Here is a 14,930-nt window from a genome sequence, read left to right as displayed (position 1 = left end):
TACAGCGATTGATTAAACGCTGTTAAAAATTCCCCGGTAGCTCAGCGGCAGAGCAAGTGGCTGTTAACCACTGGGTCGGCGGTTCGAACCCGTCCCGGGGAGCCAACCCTTCTTAATCTCATCATATATCACAAAACTATTTGCAATCACTTATATTAAAAAGTGATTCTGGCTTGAAAAAAATTCTCCTCATTTTCGTTTTTAATTTCAATTCCCGTTAAAAACCGTTCTTCATTTATTTGTTCAATGACTGACTGACTGGCTGATATAAACTTACATTCGATTCTTTGAAACGATTCTTTCCCATATTGGGTGATTGCATCCAATAGGTTATTTTTTGCTTGTCCTCATTCGCTCACTAGTTTTCAGTAACTCCAATTCTGTAAGATTCAAAATTAAAATAGATGGTTACTGTATTTTCAGGCGCAAAATCGCTTTAGCTATTTTAACGCGAGTACGGCGAGATAATAGATATAAAACAGAGGATTAATGATAAAAGCGGAATGGAAGAAATAAAAAGTTGTACCTAAAAGAAAAGTAGGAATAATGGAACATCACCAAACGTCCACCTCCACTTTCCAAAGGTACAACCATGGATATGATAACAATCCTGTTCTACTCAATCGATGACTTTTGTAAATGGTTTATGCCTTTATGGGAACAAATGTTGTTAGAAGAAGGAAATCCCAAGAAAAGTCAGCGAGACGGGATAATGTCAGCGTCGGAAGTGATGACCTTGCAGGTGTTATTTCATCAGTCTAATCAACGTCATTTCAAAGGATTTTATACCCACTATGTCCCGCATGTATTTGGCTGGGCGTTTCCGAAACGGGTCAGTTATCAGCGGTTTGTTGAGTTATCCCAGTCAGTGATGATACCGCTCAGTGCCTACTTGCACAGTCGGCGGGTAAACTCTCGTGGGATTGCCTTCATTGACTCTACGCCATTGAAAGTTTGCCACAATCGGCGAATTTCACAGCATAAAACCTTTGCAAACCTAAACTTGATGAGAGCTTTAATTTGCTAAATCCTTCTCAACCTCTTTTTATTTAAGCCCTTTTTCGCCGTACTCGCGTTAAAGCTATTTTACGCCTGAAAATATAGCAAACCTCTGTTTTGATTTTTGAATCTTGCAGAACTGGGGTTAATAAAGCAACCTGTTTTTGTATAAAATCAACATTACAACACCATGACCCAACACCACGACACGCTACGCGCCGTTACATGGCAAGATAATAAACTCCAGTTAATCGACCAACGTAAACTACCACATCATCACGAAATTTTAAGTTTAGAAACCGCACAAGCGACTGCGCAAGCTATTCATGACATGGTTGTGCGTGGTGCGCCTGCGATTGGTATTACAGCCGCTTATGGTGTCGTTTTAGCGGCTCGGGAGGCTTATCGCCAATCGCCGACCGATTGGATGGCATTGATAGGTAAAGATATCGAAGCCCTTGCCAATTCTCGCCCGACAGCAGTTAATCTTTTCTGGGCATTACGTCAAATGCAAGCCCTGTTTCCACAGATTAACGGCGACCCCGAACCCGTGTTGCTCGCTGCCGCGCAACAAATTCAACAAGCCGATATCGCCGCGAATTATTTTATGGGCGAATTAGGCGCAAGTTATTTGCCACAAGGCAAGAGTGTCTTAACACATTGTAATACAGGCTCATTAGCCACAGGGGGCTACGGTACGGCTTTAGGCGTGATACGCAATGGCTATGCAACAGGCAAAATTAAGCATGTTTATGCAGATGAGACTCGCCCATGGCTACAAGGTGCGCGTTTAACCGCATGGGAATTGGTGCAAGACCAGATACCTGTGACGTTATTAGTCGAAGGGGCGGCGGCGGCGTTGATGCGTCAAGGACAGGTTGCATGGGTGATTGTCGGCGCGGATAGAATTACGGCGAATGGTGATGTCGCGAATAAAATCGGCACTTATAGCCTTGCGGTATTAGCGCGTTATCACGGCATTAAATTTATGGTTGTCGCGCCGAGTTCTACTGTCGATATGCAGTTAGCAACGGGGCAGCAAATTGTGATTGAAGAGCGTTTGAAAGAGGAAGTTTTACGCTTAAACGGACAGACCATTGCAGCAACAGGGGCATTAGCATGGAATCCTGTGTTTGATGTCACCCCCGCCGAATTAATTGATGTGATAATCACGGAAAAAGGCGCGATAGAAAACCCCACTACCGAGAAAATGCAGGCAGTTTTTAACGCCTCGCTTTAACCGCTATTTTTTAAACTTCTCGTTAAGGACTGGCAATTTTTTAAATTGTTCAGTCCTAACTTATTAATAAACTAAGGTAACCTGAGCTCGGCGAGTTTCTTTTAAAAAGACAACAGTTTGTCTGAATCAGAATTTTCAGAATTAAAAAGACAAGAAAATTAAAAGAATAAAAAATTATGTTTTTAATTCTGCTAATTCTGAAAATTCTGTTAATTCTGATTCAGACAAACAAAGACCTGCTAGGTTTTAAAAACCTAGCAGGTCTCTGTTTTGTTTTATAAAACTCGCCGAACTCAAGTTAAGGTATTAAACATGGCATGCAACTGTGATACTTCTTGTGAATTAGAAGCCCTCAAGAAAAGCCAAAGCAAGACACTGGTTTTAGTAATGTGGCTTAACATCGTTTTATTTGTTGTGGAATTAACCACAGGCATCTTGGCACAATCTACGGCATTATTAGCCGATTCTTTAGATAATTTAGGCGATGCAATTACTTATGCGTTAAGTTTATACGCTGTTTATCGTGGAGCACGGACTAAAGCGTGGGTTGCTTTATTTAAAGGTGGGTTAATTTTTCTCGCGGCAGTTTTTGTTTGTTTTGAAGTGGTTGAAAAACTGATGTCGCCTGTATTACCTTCTTACAGTGCGATGAGTATAATGAGCTTAATCGCTTTAGTAACAAACGGTTATGTTTTATATTTATTAACTCGGCATAAAAATGATGATATTAATATGAATTCTGTCTGGCATTGCTCGCGTAATGATTTATTGTCGAATTCTTCTGTATTAGTCGCCGCGTTTGGTGTTTGGATGTTTAATTCGGGCATTCCCGATATTTTGATTGGTTTTGGTTTAATTATTCTTTTTTTCTGGTCAGCGGGGCTTGTTTTGTGGAAAGCGGTGAAACAATTACGCACCCTTCCGCCTGATGAAAATCCGCCCGTTGTTGTCGCAGAAGCCAAACAGGCAACGGTCACATTGGTTTCTTTAGAATCGTTGAAGAAAAAGAGTTAGCTGATGGCTTTGATAATGGGTTGACTTGGTATCAAGACCGTAGGGTAAAGAATTGTCTGAATCAGAATTCACAGAATTAGCAGAATTAAAAAGTGTTATCCGACAGACCTGCTAGGTTTTGAAAACCTAGCAGGTCTCTGTTTTATTTTATAAATCTCGCAGAATTTAGGTTATTACAAATCCTTATTTGTTTAATCTCTCTCAAACTCTCTAAAATGTGCGTTCTTATTTCACCCATTGATTGATTCATAGGCGACAAGGAATATATCTTGGAAATTTCGCATATTATTGTTTTGGCAGTTATTCAAGGACTCACTGAGTTTTTACCTATTTCTAGCTCTGCACATTTAGTTTTTATTCCTCAATTGTTAGGCTGGCAAGATCAGGGGTTGGCATTTGATGTGGCGGTACATGTTGGGACTTTAACCGCTATTTTGTGGTATTTTCGTCAAGATTTACGCCCATTGCTTCATGCATGGTGGCAGTCATGCTTAACTCGTGAATTAACCGCAGAAAGTCGTTTAGTTTGGGGGGTTATTCTTGGCACAATTCCTGTGGCATTGATAGGGTTAATTTTATCTGTGTTGGATTTGGATGAGGCTTTACGTTCTACAGTTATCATTGCAACAACAACGATTATATTTGGATTATTATTAGGATATGCAGATAAAACGGGATTACGAGCGCGTTCAGAATATCAATTAACGGGTTGGGATGTTTTATTCATTGGACTTGCACAAGCTATTGCGGTAATTCCAGGGGTTTCACGCTCAGGCATTACAATGACCGCTGCTTTATTATTAGGGTTAAACCGCACAGCTGCTGCGCGATTTTCGTTCTTATTATCTATTCCAATTATTGTGTTAGCAGGCGGAATGGAGACGATAAAACTGGCAAAACAGGCTGATCAATTGGTTTGGTTAGACATGGGATTAGGGGTTTTATTCTCTGCAATCAGTGCTTATTTATGTATTCGTTTATTTATGGGCTTATTAGAGCGAATGGGCATGATGCCATTTGTTATTTATCGGTTGTTTTTAGGGGTCTTTTTACTCGTTTGGATAGGCTTTTAAAATGGTTTGGGGTGGGCAGCCTCGCAATGACTGCCTATCCGATATTTTAAGGGTAAACACTTAAACGTTGTCCGTCATAGCTTGCATAAAGTAATTGATAATATTCTTGTTCTTGGGTTTTACCAACTACTACTTTTCCTGTGTAATCAAGGCTAATCAGTCCAAAACAGTAATCACGGACACGGGCTTCTAATAAGGTTTTATCTACCGCAATTTGTAGCGGAATACCGTCTTGCACACGTGTCACAATCCGTGTTGCAACGGCATGGTCGATGATTTGTTCTCCAATGCCTGTGCAAGAAACACCAGCCACCGAGCTTGCATAAGTGCCTGCAACAGTAGGGCTATCGCTCACCCGCCCTGGAATTTCTCCACCAATCCCGCCCGTCGATGTGCCTGCACAAATAACCCCTTTACTGTCTAAAGCAACTGCACCTACAGTTCCTGTTTGGTGCATACTCTGCTGTTCATATTCCTGCTGACGGGCTGAGGTAATGGGATTGTAGTAGGGGATATTCCGTTGTTGTGCGTAACGGGTTGCGAGTTCACCCGCGAGAATACTGTTGGGTTCTTTTGCTAATAGTTGAGCAATATCAATGGGGTTTTTTACATGTTGGACATTAATCACGCCTGAAAAATGTCCTGTTTGGCTATCAATTAGTCCAGCGGACATGCGTGCTTGTCCATCAGATTGGAGGACTGAGCCTGTGCCTGCATTAAATAAGGGTTCATTTTCTAAAGCACGCACGGCATATAACACCGCATTCCGCGCACCAACTGAGCAGAGAATATCAAAAGATTCTTTAACAACTGCTGCCAATGCATCGTGAAATTTTTCTTGCGTATGACGAGCTTGAGTGAGCGTTTTACGGGTATCGAGTAGCCCACCATGAATAACGAGCTTAGGGGCAATCTCTGGATAGGTTTGCATGATTGTTATCAACACACAAAGGAAAAGGTATTTATGGGGATGATGGTATGTATCGTGTGCTTATTCAAGCAATAGATAGAGGGGAATTATCGGGAAAAGTACAGGGTGAATGAATCACCCTGTTTTATCATCAGATTTATGCAAACGCCGTCGGTGTTTGACGATGCCAATCAGTTTGTTGTTGATATTGATGTGCCACATTTAATAAACGTGCTTCACTGAAATAATTGCCTATCAGTTGTAAACCAATCGGGCGATTTTGCACAAAGCCCGCAGGAATAGACATGGCGGGTATTCCTGCTAAATTGATAGCAATAGTATAAATATCAGACAAATACATGGTAACAGGGTCATCGACCTTTTCCCCAATATTAAACGCGGGGGTCGGTGCTGTTGGGCTTAATAAAACATCAACCTCTTGGAATGCCTGTTTAAAATCATTGCTGATTAAACGGCGGATTTGTTGCGCTTTGAGATAGTAAGCGTCGTAATAGCCTGCGGATAAGGCATAAGTGCCAATCATAATTCGACGTTTAACTTCTGTGCCAAATCCTTCACCGCGAGAACGTTTGTATAAATCCATAAGGTCACTGGGTTCGGCACAGCGATAACCAAAACGCACCCCATCAAAACGGGATAAATTCGAAGAGCATTCAGCTGGGGCGATGATGTAATAAGCAGGTACAGATAAGTGATTATTTGGCAGGTCAACCGTTTTCACCGTCGCGCCTAATTCTTTCAAAACATCAATGGCTTGTTCGAGTCGTTTGGCAACATCGGCATTTAAACCTTCCCCGAAAAACTGTTTCGGCAGACCTAAACGTAAGCCTTTTAAGCTGTCATGCAAATGGCGCGTATAGTCTTCGCTGGGACGTTCTAATGATGTGGAGTCTTTAGGGTCAAAACCTGCCATGGTATTGAGCAGTAGCCCCGCATCTTCTGCATTACGTGTCATTGGTCCCGCTTGGTCTAAACTAGAGGCATAAGCAATCATGCCGTAACGTGACACAGTGCCATAAGTTGGCTTTAACCCTACTAAATTGCATAATGCCGCAGGTTGGCGAATAGACCCCCCTGTATCTGTCCCTGTTGTGGCAGGGGCGAGACGAGCTGCCAGTGCTGCTGCTGAACCACCTGATGAACCACCAGATACCGCGTTTAAATCCCAAGGGTTTTTAACTGCACCGTAATAACTTGTTTCATTAGATGAACCCATAGCGAATTCATCCATATTGGTTTTGCCTAGTGTTACCGCGCCTGCTTGGTTAAATTTGTCGATAACCGTGGCATTATAAGGTGCGATAAAATTATCTAACATCTTTGAGCCACAAGTTGTTTTAATACCTTGTGTACAAAAAATGTCTTTATGTAAAACGGGAATGCCTGTTAATGCGGTTGCCTGACCTTGTTGTAAGCATTTGTCAGCGGCTTCTGCCTGTTGTAAGGCTAATTCTTCTGTCAAGGTAATGACACTGTTGAGTTGAGCATTATATTTTTGAATACGCGCTAAAAAATGACGGGTCAGTTCAACGCTGGAAAATTGGCGTTTTTGAAGGGCGTTCGCAAGTTCAGTAAGGGTTAAATCGTGCATATTAAATTAAGTCATTTAGTTGATTTTAAAACGGATACGAGCAGATAAAAGTAATTTTATACAGATACCATGTTATTCAATGACTTTTGGTACTAAATATAAACCTGCTTCTACTTGTGGAGCAATAGATTGGAAGGTATCACGTTGATTTAATTCAATGACTAAGTCAGGACGTAAACGAGCTGTTGCATCTAAAGGATGCGCCATCGGTACAATACCCGTTGTGTCAACGCTATTCATTTGTTCGACGAACGCTAAAATATTAGACAAATTATGCGTATAAAGCGGTATATCTTCCTCTGATAAGGAAATACGCGCCAAATGGGCAATTTTTTCGACATCTTTGCGTTGTAAAGACATAATCACAGATTCCTGATGCAGTATAATGTGCAGTGTACTGAGAAACGGGTATAAATTATGCTCTAGCCTATAAAAATAGGTAGATTACATGATTGTTGATTACAAAAGATTAATTAAACAGAATAATAAATTTCATAATCAATTGGTTGTAAAAACACGGGCTGCAACTATTACAATATAACATTGATTCACTAACCCTATAACACAGCATATGATTTGAGAACGCTTGTAAAAAATGAGCGTGAAAGAAAGGGTTAGATGAAAAAAAGCCTACTACTTGCTTAAGTTTCAAATGCTTGATAAATTTGTCGATTGTTTTGTTGTGATGCCGCATTGTTGATAATAGAAAGATTTTAAAACTGCTTTTTCACCGTTTAATAAAGATAAATCATGATAAAAAAGCGAAAAAAATCAATCTAAAAGCGAAACCACAAACCGTTACAAAAGTACCGAATAATTTGTATATCATACCCTAAGACGACGATAAACGGGGTATTTTTATTTAACACATTGATTTATAGGGGTTGTTCCCCTGTGAAAATGTTGTATCGTTTTTCACATTTATTGTCATAGGATTAATTAAACTCCATGTTCAAACGCCTGCGCGGAATTTTTTCCAACGACTTGTCTATCGATTTGGGTACAGCAAATACCTTAATTTATGTCAGAGGACAAGGTATCGTTCTTAATGAACCCTCTGTTGTTGCCATTAAACAAGGACGCGACGGTAGCACAAATGCAAAACATATCGCTGCTGTGGGGGCTGAAGCAAAATTAATGTTGGGGCGCACGCCTGAACATATCGTTGCAATTCGTCCCATGAAAGACGGCGTTATTGCTGACTTCACTATTACGGAAAAAATGCTTCAGCATTTTATTCATAAAGTCCATGAAAATCGGTTTTTACGCCCTAGCCCTCGCGTATTAATTTGTGTTCCTTGTGGCTCTACACAGGTAGAACGGCGTGCAATTCGTGAATCTGCTGCAGGCGCGGGCGCACGGGAAGTCTATTTGATTGAAGAACCGATGGCGGCTGCAATTGGTGCAGGATTACCCGTGAGCGAAGCAGTTGGCTCTATGGTGCTAGATATTGGTGGTGGTACGTCTGAAGTTGGCGTTTTATCTCTTAATGGGATTGTTTTCTCTGATTCTATTCGGGTTGGAGGAGACCGTTTTGATGAGGCGATTATCAGTTATGTGCGGAAACATTATGGCACGCTGATTGGTGAATCAACCGCAGAACGGATTAAACATGAGATTGGCTCAGCCTACCCAGGGAAAGAAATTATTGAAATTCAAGTGCGTGGGCGTAATATCACAGAGGGAATACCACGCAGTATTAAGTTAAACAATCATGAAGTGTTAGAAGCCTTACAAGAACCCTTACAAAGTGTGGTCAAAACCGTTAAAACGGCATTGGAGAAAACCCCGCCTGAATTAGGTTCTGATATTGCTGAAAAAGGCTTAGTCCTGACGGGTGGCGGTGCGTTATTGAAAGATATAGACCGTTTATTGATGGAAGAAACAGGATTGCCCGTTTTAATTGCCGATGACCCTTTAACCTGCGTTGCGCGGGGGGGTGGTAGAGCTTTAGAAATGATTGAACAATATGGTCCTGATGTTTTTTCTTTAGAAGCGGCTTAACCCTAGATATAGACAACCATCGATATGGTTAGGAGTAACCTATTAATCCGTTATTTATACAAGGGTATTCTCCCACTTTTCGCGTATTTATCTTTGTGAGCCTGTCATTAATTTTGATGACAATAGACCATCGGTTGCATTATTTAAAGTCTGTGCGCTCACATCTATCCGTGGTTGTCTATCCGTTGCAGTATCTTGTTGATTTTCCTGTTAAAGCGAGTCATTGGCTTTCACAGGGATTTGGCTCGCGCTTGCAATTACTGTCAGAAAATAGTGAATTGCGCGAAGAAAATTTGCGCTTACGTTTTACACTGCAAAAATTACAAGATTTAAAAAATGAAAATGAACGCTTGCGTTCTCTCCTTGGTGCGACAACACAATTCACTGAGAAAGTGTTAGTAGCTGAAGTCTTAGCCGTTGATTTAGACCCATTTACACGACGTATGCTTATCGATAAAGGGTCTGAACAAGGGGTATTTGATGGACAACCGTTGTTAGATGCACGTGGGGTGATGGGGCAAATTGTCAACGTTGGCCCACTATCTAGTACGCTGATGTTAATCACTGACCCTAATCATGCTTTGCCTGTACAAGTGGAACGAAGTGGATTGCGCACAATTGCTGTCGGAATGGGGGCTGTCAATCGCTTAGAATTGCTCTATCTGCCCAATAATTCGGATATTGTTGTCGGTGATAAATTAGTCACTTCAGGTTTAGGTGGACAATTCCCCCCTGGTTATCCTGTTGGGGAGGTGGTTGAAGTCAATCCTGATATTGCTCGCCCTTATGCACAAGTACAAGCGATTCCCCACGCTTTATTAGAACGTAACCGCGAAGTCTTATTGATTTGGAATATAGAGCCAGACCCTATTATTGTTAAAGATCACCATCCTGGAACGACGACTCCCCAATAATCACAATCAATTATGAGCTTAGAAAAACATCATGGCGGCTGGGTTTTATTGGTGACGTTTAGCGTTTCCCTAATGTTGGCAATTATGCCTTTACCAGGTTGGGCCGTTATTTGGCGACCTGATTGGGTTGCCTTAGTGCTCATCTACTGGTGCATTGCAATTCCGCAACGAGTGGGGGTTGCAACGGGCTGGATGATTGGGATTTTATACGATGTATTGAGTGATACCTTATTGGGACAACACGCACTTATCCTCTGCTTTCTTGCCTATCTCAGTGTTAAATTACATCGACAAGTGCGCGTTTTCCCATGGTGGCAACAGGCGATTTTTGCAGGGTCTTTAGTGGCTATCAGTGAATTGTTAGAAGCATGGATACGCGGAGCGATGGGACATCCGCCCGTCGGTTGGTCATTTATCTATCCTGCACTGACTAGCATGATACTGTGGCCATGGATATTTATCATCCTGCGCGATATGCGACGGACTTATCAAGTATTTTAATATTTTATTTTGCTAGGGTTGTTTTTGGCATTTATCCCGAGATTGGGGAAAACAACGCGGCGGACGTTTAAACTCATCCGCTAATAAAATATCCATATACGTTTGTCGCTGAACAGGTCGGTATAACTTCCCTATTTTTTTATAAAATAAAACTTCCAACACGGTGGCATTTGTCGCACTGGTAAATGTGCGATTATGCCCCCCAGTCAATTCATAACGTCCTTCATACCACCCTTTATCCCCCTGATAAGTGCTTTTCATCAAATTCATTAACTTATCCGTGTAAGGCGTTTTCCATAATCCCCATAACCCAAAGGTTGCGCGGGTGGACACAAGGGCTAAATGTGGCAAATAATTGCCTTTAGCATCTAGCGTATTCCATGCAAACCCCCCTGCAAAAATACTATCTAAAACAATATACGGTTCTGCATTAGAAGCATTTTCAGTACGCGCTGTAAAAATATTATTTTGCGCATAGCGACGGGCTTGCACAGCATAAATATTCATGGCTTGGTCAGCCATAAAAGTATCCGTATGTTGCAACGGCGTACTCCTCGCATCATCAGTTTTATCCCAATTCAGCTCTAACCCATACAACAAATAAGGCAAGCTCACAACAGGGGAATAATTCCCCACAAGGCGCGGGTCACGGTCATCGTGAACAATATTCACGCCGAGAATATTTGTAACCGCATAGGATAATTGCGCCCGTTGCATGGTAAACCCCCACATTTCAAAGCCTGCTTGTGCGTATTCGGTATAGCCGATGCGAGTATCAGGATAGGTTTGTACGGCTTGCGCCTCTCCCCGTGCCGAACCTTGTAATTGCCCACAATTATCAATAATGTCACAAAATTGCCAACGTAAAACGGCTTTATCAACATACTCACTATAGGCAGGTAAACGGGTTTTTAAGATATGTAACCAAATTAATAAACGCCCAATATCCACCGCAGACCATCCGATTTCATCAGGCTGATTACCCGCATTCACCATTTGTCCATCGCCAGCGTGATATAACTTATTGGGCAATTTACCAAAAGATAAATTCATGCGATTGAGAAAATCGAGCAAGGTAGAAATTCGTTGGTCAAAGGCATAAGCATCAATTAATGCCAACTCTTTTGCTGCCAATGTTGCCGCAATTGTATCCGCAATATCCCAGACACTGACGGATGGATAACCATCGCGCGAATTTACTAACCCTGTGGCAGGATTATAATTATTCTCAAAATATAACCATGCAATTTTTGCCCATTGCTGTTCTTCTTCGGTTAAATCCCCATACCGTCCTTGATGAAAAATAGGCGATGTTGATAAATTTTCTGCACTGCGATGTAAACTACGAACAACAACACCACAACCACTTAAATAAACTAAGCAAAACAGATAGCACGATAGCAAAAAAGCGTGTTTCATGCGTGATAATTATCCTAAGAGGCTTAAAAACAATAAGACAAACAATTGTTTTTAAAAATCTGATTTTTAAGAAAATCTAAAGATGGTTCAGCCAATTGACCTAATTATCTGACTAAACATTGTTGAGTGACTTTTGCAGACGCTGTTTTTAAAGTCTTTTCCCATAAACCAACTGACTGTTTTTGTAATGCCTCAAACGGTAATAACACCCCTTGGGTTTTAAACAATAAACTTTCTAAAATAATACCGTTATTATTCGCCGTGAATGTTTGGATTTTGCCACGCCCATCTTCATAAATACCCTCATAAAAACCTTTAGTTACATCATATTCATCGTTTACAACTTGAAATAAGGCGTTCGTGTAAGGCGTGTCCCAAACCGCCCATAAACCAATTGCTCCTTTTAACGCAATCGACGCAAATTGAGGCACATGAACCCCTGTTTCAGTAATCGTATTCCATGGAAATCCATCCGAATAAATCGTGTCATAAACAAAATAAGGGTCGCCATCTAATTGATGTTCAGTGCGAGCGGTGAATTGACCTGTATGCTGATAACGTGCTTCTTGTACTGCGTAAATCCGTTGTGCAAACTCACGCATGGTTTTATCCGTGTATCGTGCAGGCGGTATCGTCGGTGGAGAGATAGTATTCCAGCCCAACTCTAACGCATCTAAAACATAACTTTCTGTCACGACATAATTATGGGCAGCCAATTCTCGGGGGTCACGACTATCATAAGGAATATCGATACCATATAAATTAATCGTTTGATAAGGCTCTATTTTACTCGCCTTTGTTGTATCAAAACCCCACAATTGAAAGCCTTTTGCCGCATACTCTTCATAGCCTAGCCGTCCCTCTTGCACATAAACGGTGTTTTTCTGCTCATCTAAATGCGCCCCGAATAACATGCCATCTTTATCAATTAAATTGCAAAAATTCCACCGTAGCACGGCAGTATCAATTAAATCGGCATATTTTGGCTCAGGATAACGCAATTTTATGATTTTAAAAATAATCAATAAGCGTCCTAAGTCTAGGGCAGAATAGCCTATTTCCCCCACTTGATTGCCATAATTGACTTTTTCAGTGGTTTGGGTGTTATAAACCTTATTAGGAACTTCTTGACGAAATAAATCTAATCGACTCAAGGTCGTGAGTACAGTCATTAAACGGTTGTCAAACTCTTCAGGCGAAATAATCTTTAATTCATAAGCCGCCATCAGCCCACCTAAATAAGAACCTGTATCCCACATCGTGACAGAAGGATAACTTTGCACTGCATTGACTAAACCAGTCTCTTTTTGCACATTATTAATAAAATACTGCCACGCAATTTGAGCAATTTGCTGTTCTTGTACGGTTAAAGGACTTTGCTGACGTAACTGTGTTGCATTGTGGATGACCCTTGAAGTAATAGAACTTTTTTCTATTTCTAAAGGTGTGCTCACAGGCTCGCTGGTTGAATAAATAGAACCACAAGCAACCAGTAATACCATGCTGACGATTAAGAAAAAAAGATAACGCATTATAAATACTCACTATTATTGAAACTTCAATAACTTTCCAGCACGCTGATAATTAAGACTTTCTAAAACTATTGCATTCGTATTCGCTGTAATGGCTTTATTAGCCTGTTGATTTTTCTCATATAAACCTGCATACCAGCCTTTTTTCTCATCATACAACTGATTAACTTTCTCAATCATTAACTGCGTATAATCAGTTTGATACAACACATGCCAGCCAAAAACTGCCTTTAAACTTAAGCTCTTAAACTGACTTGCATCTTCCCCTTTATCCGTGATGGTATTCCAAAAATGCCCACTACTATAAATCGTGTTGTAAACAAAGTAAGGAGCTTGATCAATATGATCCTCACTGACAGCGGTCAACAACTGCGTATCCTTATAACGCGCTTCTTGCACTTGATAAACGCGATACGCCAATTCACGCGAGGTATCATCCCAGCCAAATTCTAAGCCGTCCAAAATATAAGACTCACTCACCACATAGTTATGCGCATCATAACGGTCAGGTGTTCTATAATCTGTTGGAATATTAATGTTATACATTGGTAATAATTTCAGAAAATCAGTGTAATGCAATGCCACACTCACATCTAATCCTAATAATGCTAAAGACTTAGCTGCATATTGTTCATAACCTAACCGCCCTTCTTGCACATACACGGTTTTCCCTGTGCTATCAACAATAGCCCCCATCATTTGCCCATTATGTACCAATGCTGAAAAATCCAGACGACGAATAACCTTTTGAATAGCGGGTGTATGTTGAGGATACTGCCAAACTAAAATATTAAAAGGGACTAATAAACGAGCAATATCAATGGCTGACCAACCAATTCCACGAGCCAGAGGAACATTATTATAATCAGTCATTTCTAAACTAATTGTATTATAAGATTTATTCGGTAATTGATTATCAAATAATGGCATTCTTGCCAAACTGGTTAATAACAAAGAAACTCGCTGATCAAACGTAAATGGCGAAATAATTTCCAACTGATAAGCACTGATTAACGCCATCAAATAAGAAGCCGTATCCCACATTGTTGTCGCCGTATATTGGTCAACAGAATTCACAAGCCCTGTTTGTGCCTGATAATTTTGCTCAAAATACTGCCATGCAATTTGTGCTTGTTTCAGTTGCTCCGTGTTTAATGGCGTGATGGGGCGAAGTGGATAATCTATTGTCGTTTTAGGAATTTTGGTGGAGCTATGAAGCGTTTGATCTAACATGTTTAATTGCTCAACGATAATAAAAGCCACTATTAATGCCAAGATAAACATAATATGGCTACGCGCTCGAGTTAATCCATCTTTAAAAGTCATATATCAGTTACCTAACGGAAAGTATTTGTTTATATAGAAATATATTAGAATAGACAGATACCTATCTATTCAACTGGTCAAAAGAGGATTCTTTTTTAGAATAACCTCATCATGATAATTACGATTATGATATGTTAATATCTTGATAATAATCTTAAAAAACGATAAAAATATAAAATAGATTTATTAGAATCAGAATTTAAATAGATAATATTTTTTAAGTATTTTTTATAATCGTCAATGTATGAATTAATTTATCGTTTAAAAATTCTACTTAATTTTTATTAAGTTAAATAAAATTAATATTTTTAATATAACTTATAAACTAGATTGGTTATCACAAAAATGTATTGTTTATCTTTAAACACTCCATATAAATAATGCAG

13 protein-coding genes and 1 tRNA gene are annotated in these 14,930 nt (G+C 40.2%); 8 read left to right on the top strand and 6 right to left on the bottom strand.

What is annotated here, in order from left to right; translation table 11 throughout:
* Positions 1-30: 30 nt before the first annotated feature.
* The 5 genes from BEGALDRAFT_RS08235 (at position 31) to BEGALDRAFT_RS08215 (ending at position 4,326) form a co-directional block, all read left to right on the top strand.
* Positions 31-105, top strand: a tRNA-Asn gene (locus tag BEGALDRAFT_RS08235).
* A gap of 487 nt (positions 106-592) precedes the next feature.
* A complete protein-coding gene (locus BEGALDRAFT_RS08230) occupies positions 593-1,027 on the top strand; it encodes a transposase (protein ID WP_002685588.1) in 435 nt (144 codons plus the stop codon).
* 162 nt (positions 1,028-1,189) lie between these two features.
* On the top strand, positions 1,190-2,239 hold the full coding sequence (gene mtnA / locus BEGALDRAFT_RS08225; protein WP_002685587.1) for an S-methyl-5-thioribose-1-phosphate isomerase: 1,050 nt from the start codon (positions 1,190-1,192) through the stop codon (positions 2,237-2,239).
* Positions 2,240-2,551: 312 nt separating this feature from the next.
* Entirely contained in the window at positions 2,552-3,253 is a 702-nt protein-coding gene (locus tag BEGALDRAFT_RS08220; RefSeq protein WP_002685586.1) for a cation transporter, read from the top strand.
* A gap of 269 nt (positions 3,254-3,522) precedes the next feature.
* On the top strand, positions 3,523-4,326 hold the full coding sequence (locus tag BEGALDRAFT_RS08215) for an undecaprenyl-diphosphate phosphatase (RefSeq protein ID WP_002685585.1): 804 nt from the start codon (positions 3,523-3,525) through the stop codon (positions 4,324-4,326).
* A 46-nt stretch (positions 4,327-4,372) separates the two neighbouring features.
* Here BEGALDRAFT_RS08215 and BEGALDRAFT_RS08210 read toward each other — a convergent pair whose 3' ends face one another.
* From BEGALDRAFT_RS08210 to gatC, 3 genes are all read right to left on the bottom strand, one after another.
* The gene (locus BEGALDRAFT_RS08210) at positions 4,373-5,257 is read right to left on the bottom strand and encodes an isoaspartyl peptidase/L-asparaginase (RefSeq protein WP_002685584.1); all 885 of its coding nucleotides are present in this window, start codon (positions 5,255-5,257) and stop codon (positions 4,373-4,375) included.
* 136 nt (positions 5,258-5,393) lie between these two features.
* On the bottom strand, positions 5,394-6,848 hold the full coding sequence (gene gatA, locus BEGALDRAFT_RS08205) for an Asp-tRNA(Asn)/Glu-tRNA(Gln) amidotransferase subunit GatA (RefSeq protein WP_002685583.1): 1,455 nt from the start codon (positions 6,846-6,848) through the stop codon (positions 5,394-5,396).
* A gap of 72 nt (positions 6,849-6,920) precedes the next feature.
* Complete coding sequence (gatC, locus tag BEGALDRAFT_RS08200; protein ID WP_002685582.1) at positions 6,921-7,208, bottom strand: Asp-tRNA(Asn)/Glu-tRNA(Gln) amidotransferase subunit GatC; 288 nt, start codon at positions 7,206-7,208, stop codon at positions 6,921-6,923.
* 588 nt (positions 7,209-7,796) lie between these two features.
* Between gatC and BEGALDRAFT_RS08195 the strand changes: the two genes are divergently transcribed.
* The 3 genes from BEGALDRAFT_RS08195 to mreD are packed head-to-tail and all read left to right on the top strand — an operon-like array spanning position 7,797 to position 10,267.
* On the top strand, positions 7,797-8,852 hold the full coding sequence (locus BEGALDRAFT_RS08195; protein WP_002685580.1) for a rod shape-determining protein: 1,056 nt from the start codon (positions 7,797-7,799) through the stop codon (positions 8,850-8,852).
* Between the two features lie 41 nt (positions 8,853-8,893).
* Positions 8,894-9,766: a rod shape-determining protein MreC gene (gene mreC / locus BEGALDRAFT_RS08190; protein ID WP_040294918.1), complete on the top strand. Its 873-nt coding sequence runs from the start codon at positions 8,894-8,896 to the stop codon at positions 9,764-9,766.
* A 12-nt stretch (positions 9,767-9,778) separates the two neighbouring features.
* Complete coding sequence (mreD, locus tag BEGALDRAFT_RS08185) at positions 9,779-10,267, top strand: rod shape-determining protein MreD (RefSeq protein WP_002685575.1); 489 nt, start codon at positions 9,779-9,781, stop codon at positions 10,265-10,267.
* 12 nt (positions 10,268-10,279) lie between these two features.
* Here mreD and BEGALDRAFT_RS08180 read toward each other — a convergent pair whose 3' ends face one another.
* The 3 genes from BEGALDRAFT_RS08180 to BEGALDRAFT_RS08170 all read right to left on the bottom strand — a co-directional run bounded on the left by BEGALDRAFT_RS08180 (position 10,280) and on the right by BEGALDRAFT_RS08170 (position 14,544).
* Positions 10,280-11,686, bottom strand: coding sequence for a DUF3131 domain-containing protein (locus BEGALDRAFT_RS08180; protein WP_002685574.1), 1,407 nt, complete (start codon positions 11,684-11,686; stop codon positions 10,280-10,282).
* A gap of 104 nt (positions 11,687-11,790) precedes the next feature.
* Positions 11,791-13,218, bottom strand: a complete 1,428-nt coding sequence (locus BEGALDRAFT_RS08175; RefSeq protein ID WP_002685572.1) for a DUF3131 domain-containing protein — start codon at positions 13,216-13,218, stop codon at positions 11,791-11,793.
* 15 nt (positions 13,219-13,233) lie between these two features.
* Entirely contained in the window at positions 13,234-14,544 is a 1,311-nt protein-coding gene (locus tag BEGALDRAFT_RS08170) for a DUF3131 domain-containing protein (protein ID WP_002685570.1), read from the bottom strand.
* Positions 14,545-14,930: the final 386 nt, after the last annotated feature.

It is taken from the genome of Beggiatoa alba B18LD, from assembly GCF_000245015.1.
GTDB classification, from domain to species: Bacteria; Pseudomonadota; Gammaproteobacteria; order Beggiatoales; family Beggiatoaceae; genus Beggiatoa; species Beggiatoa alba.
This window is presented reverse-complemented; position numbering and strand designations above follow the sequence as displayed.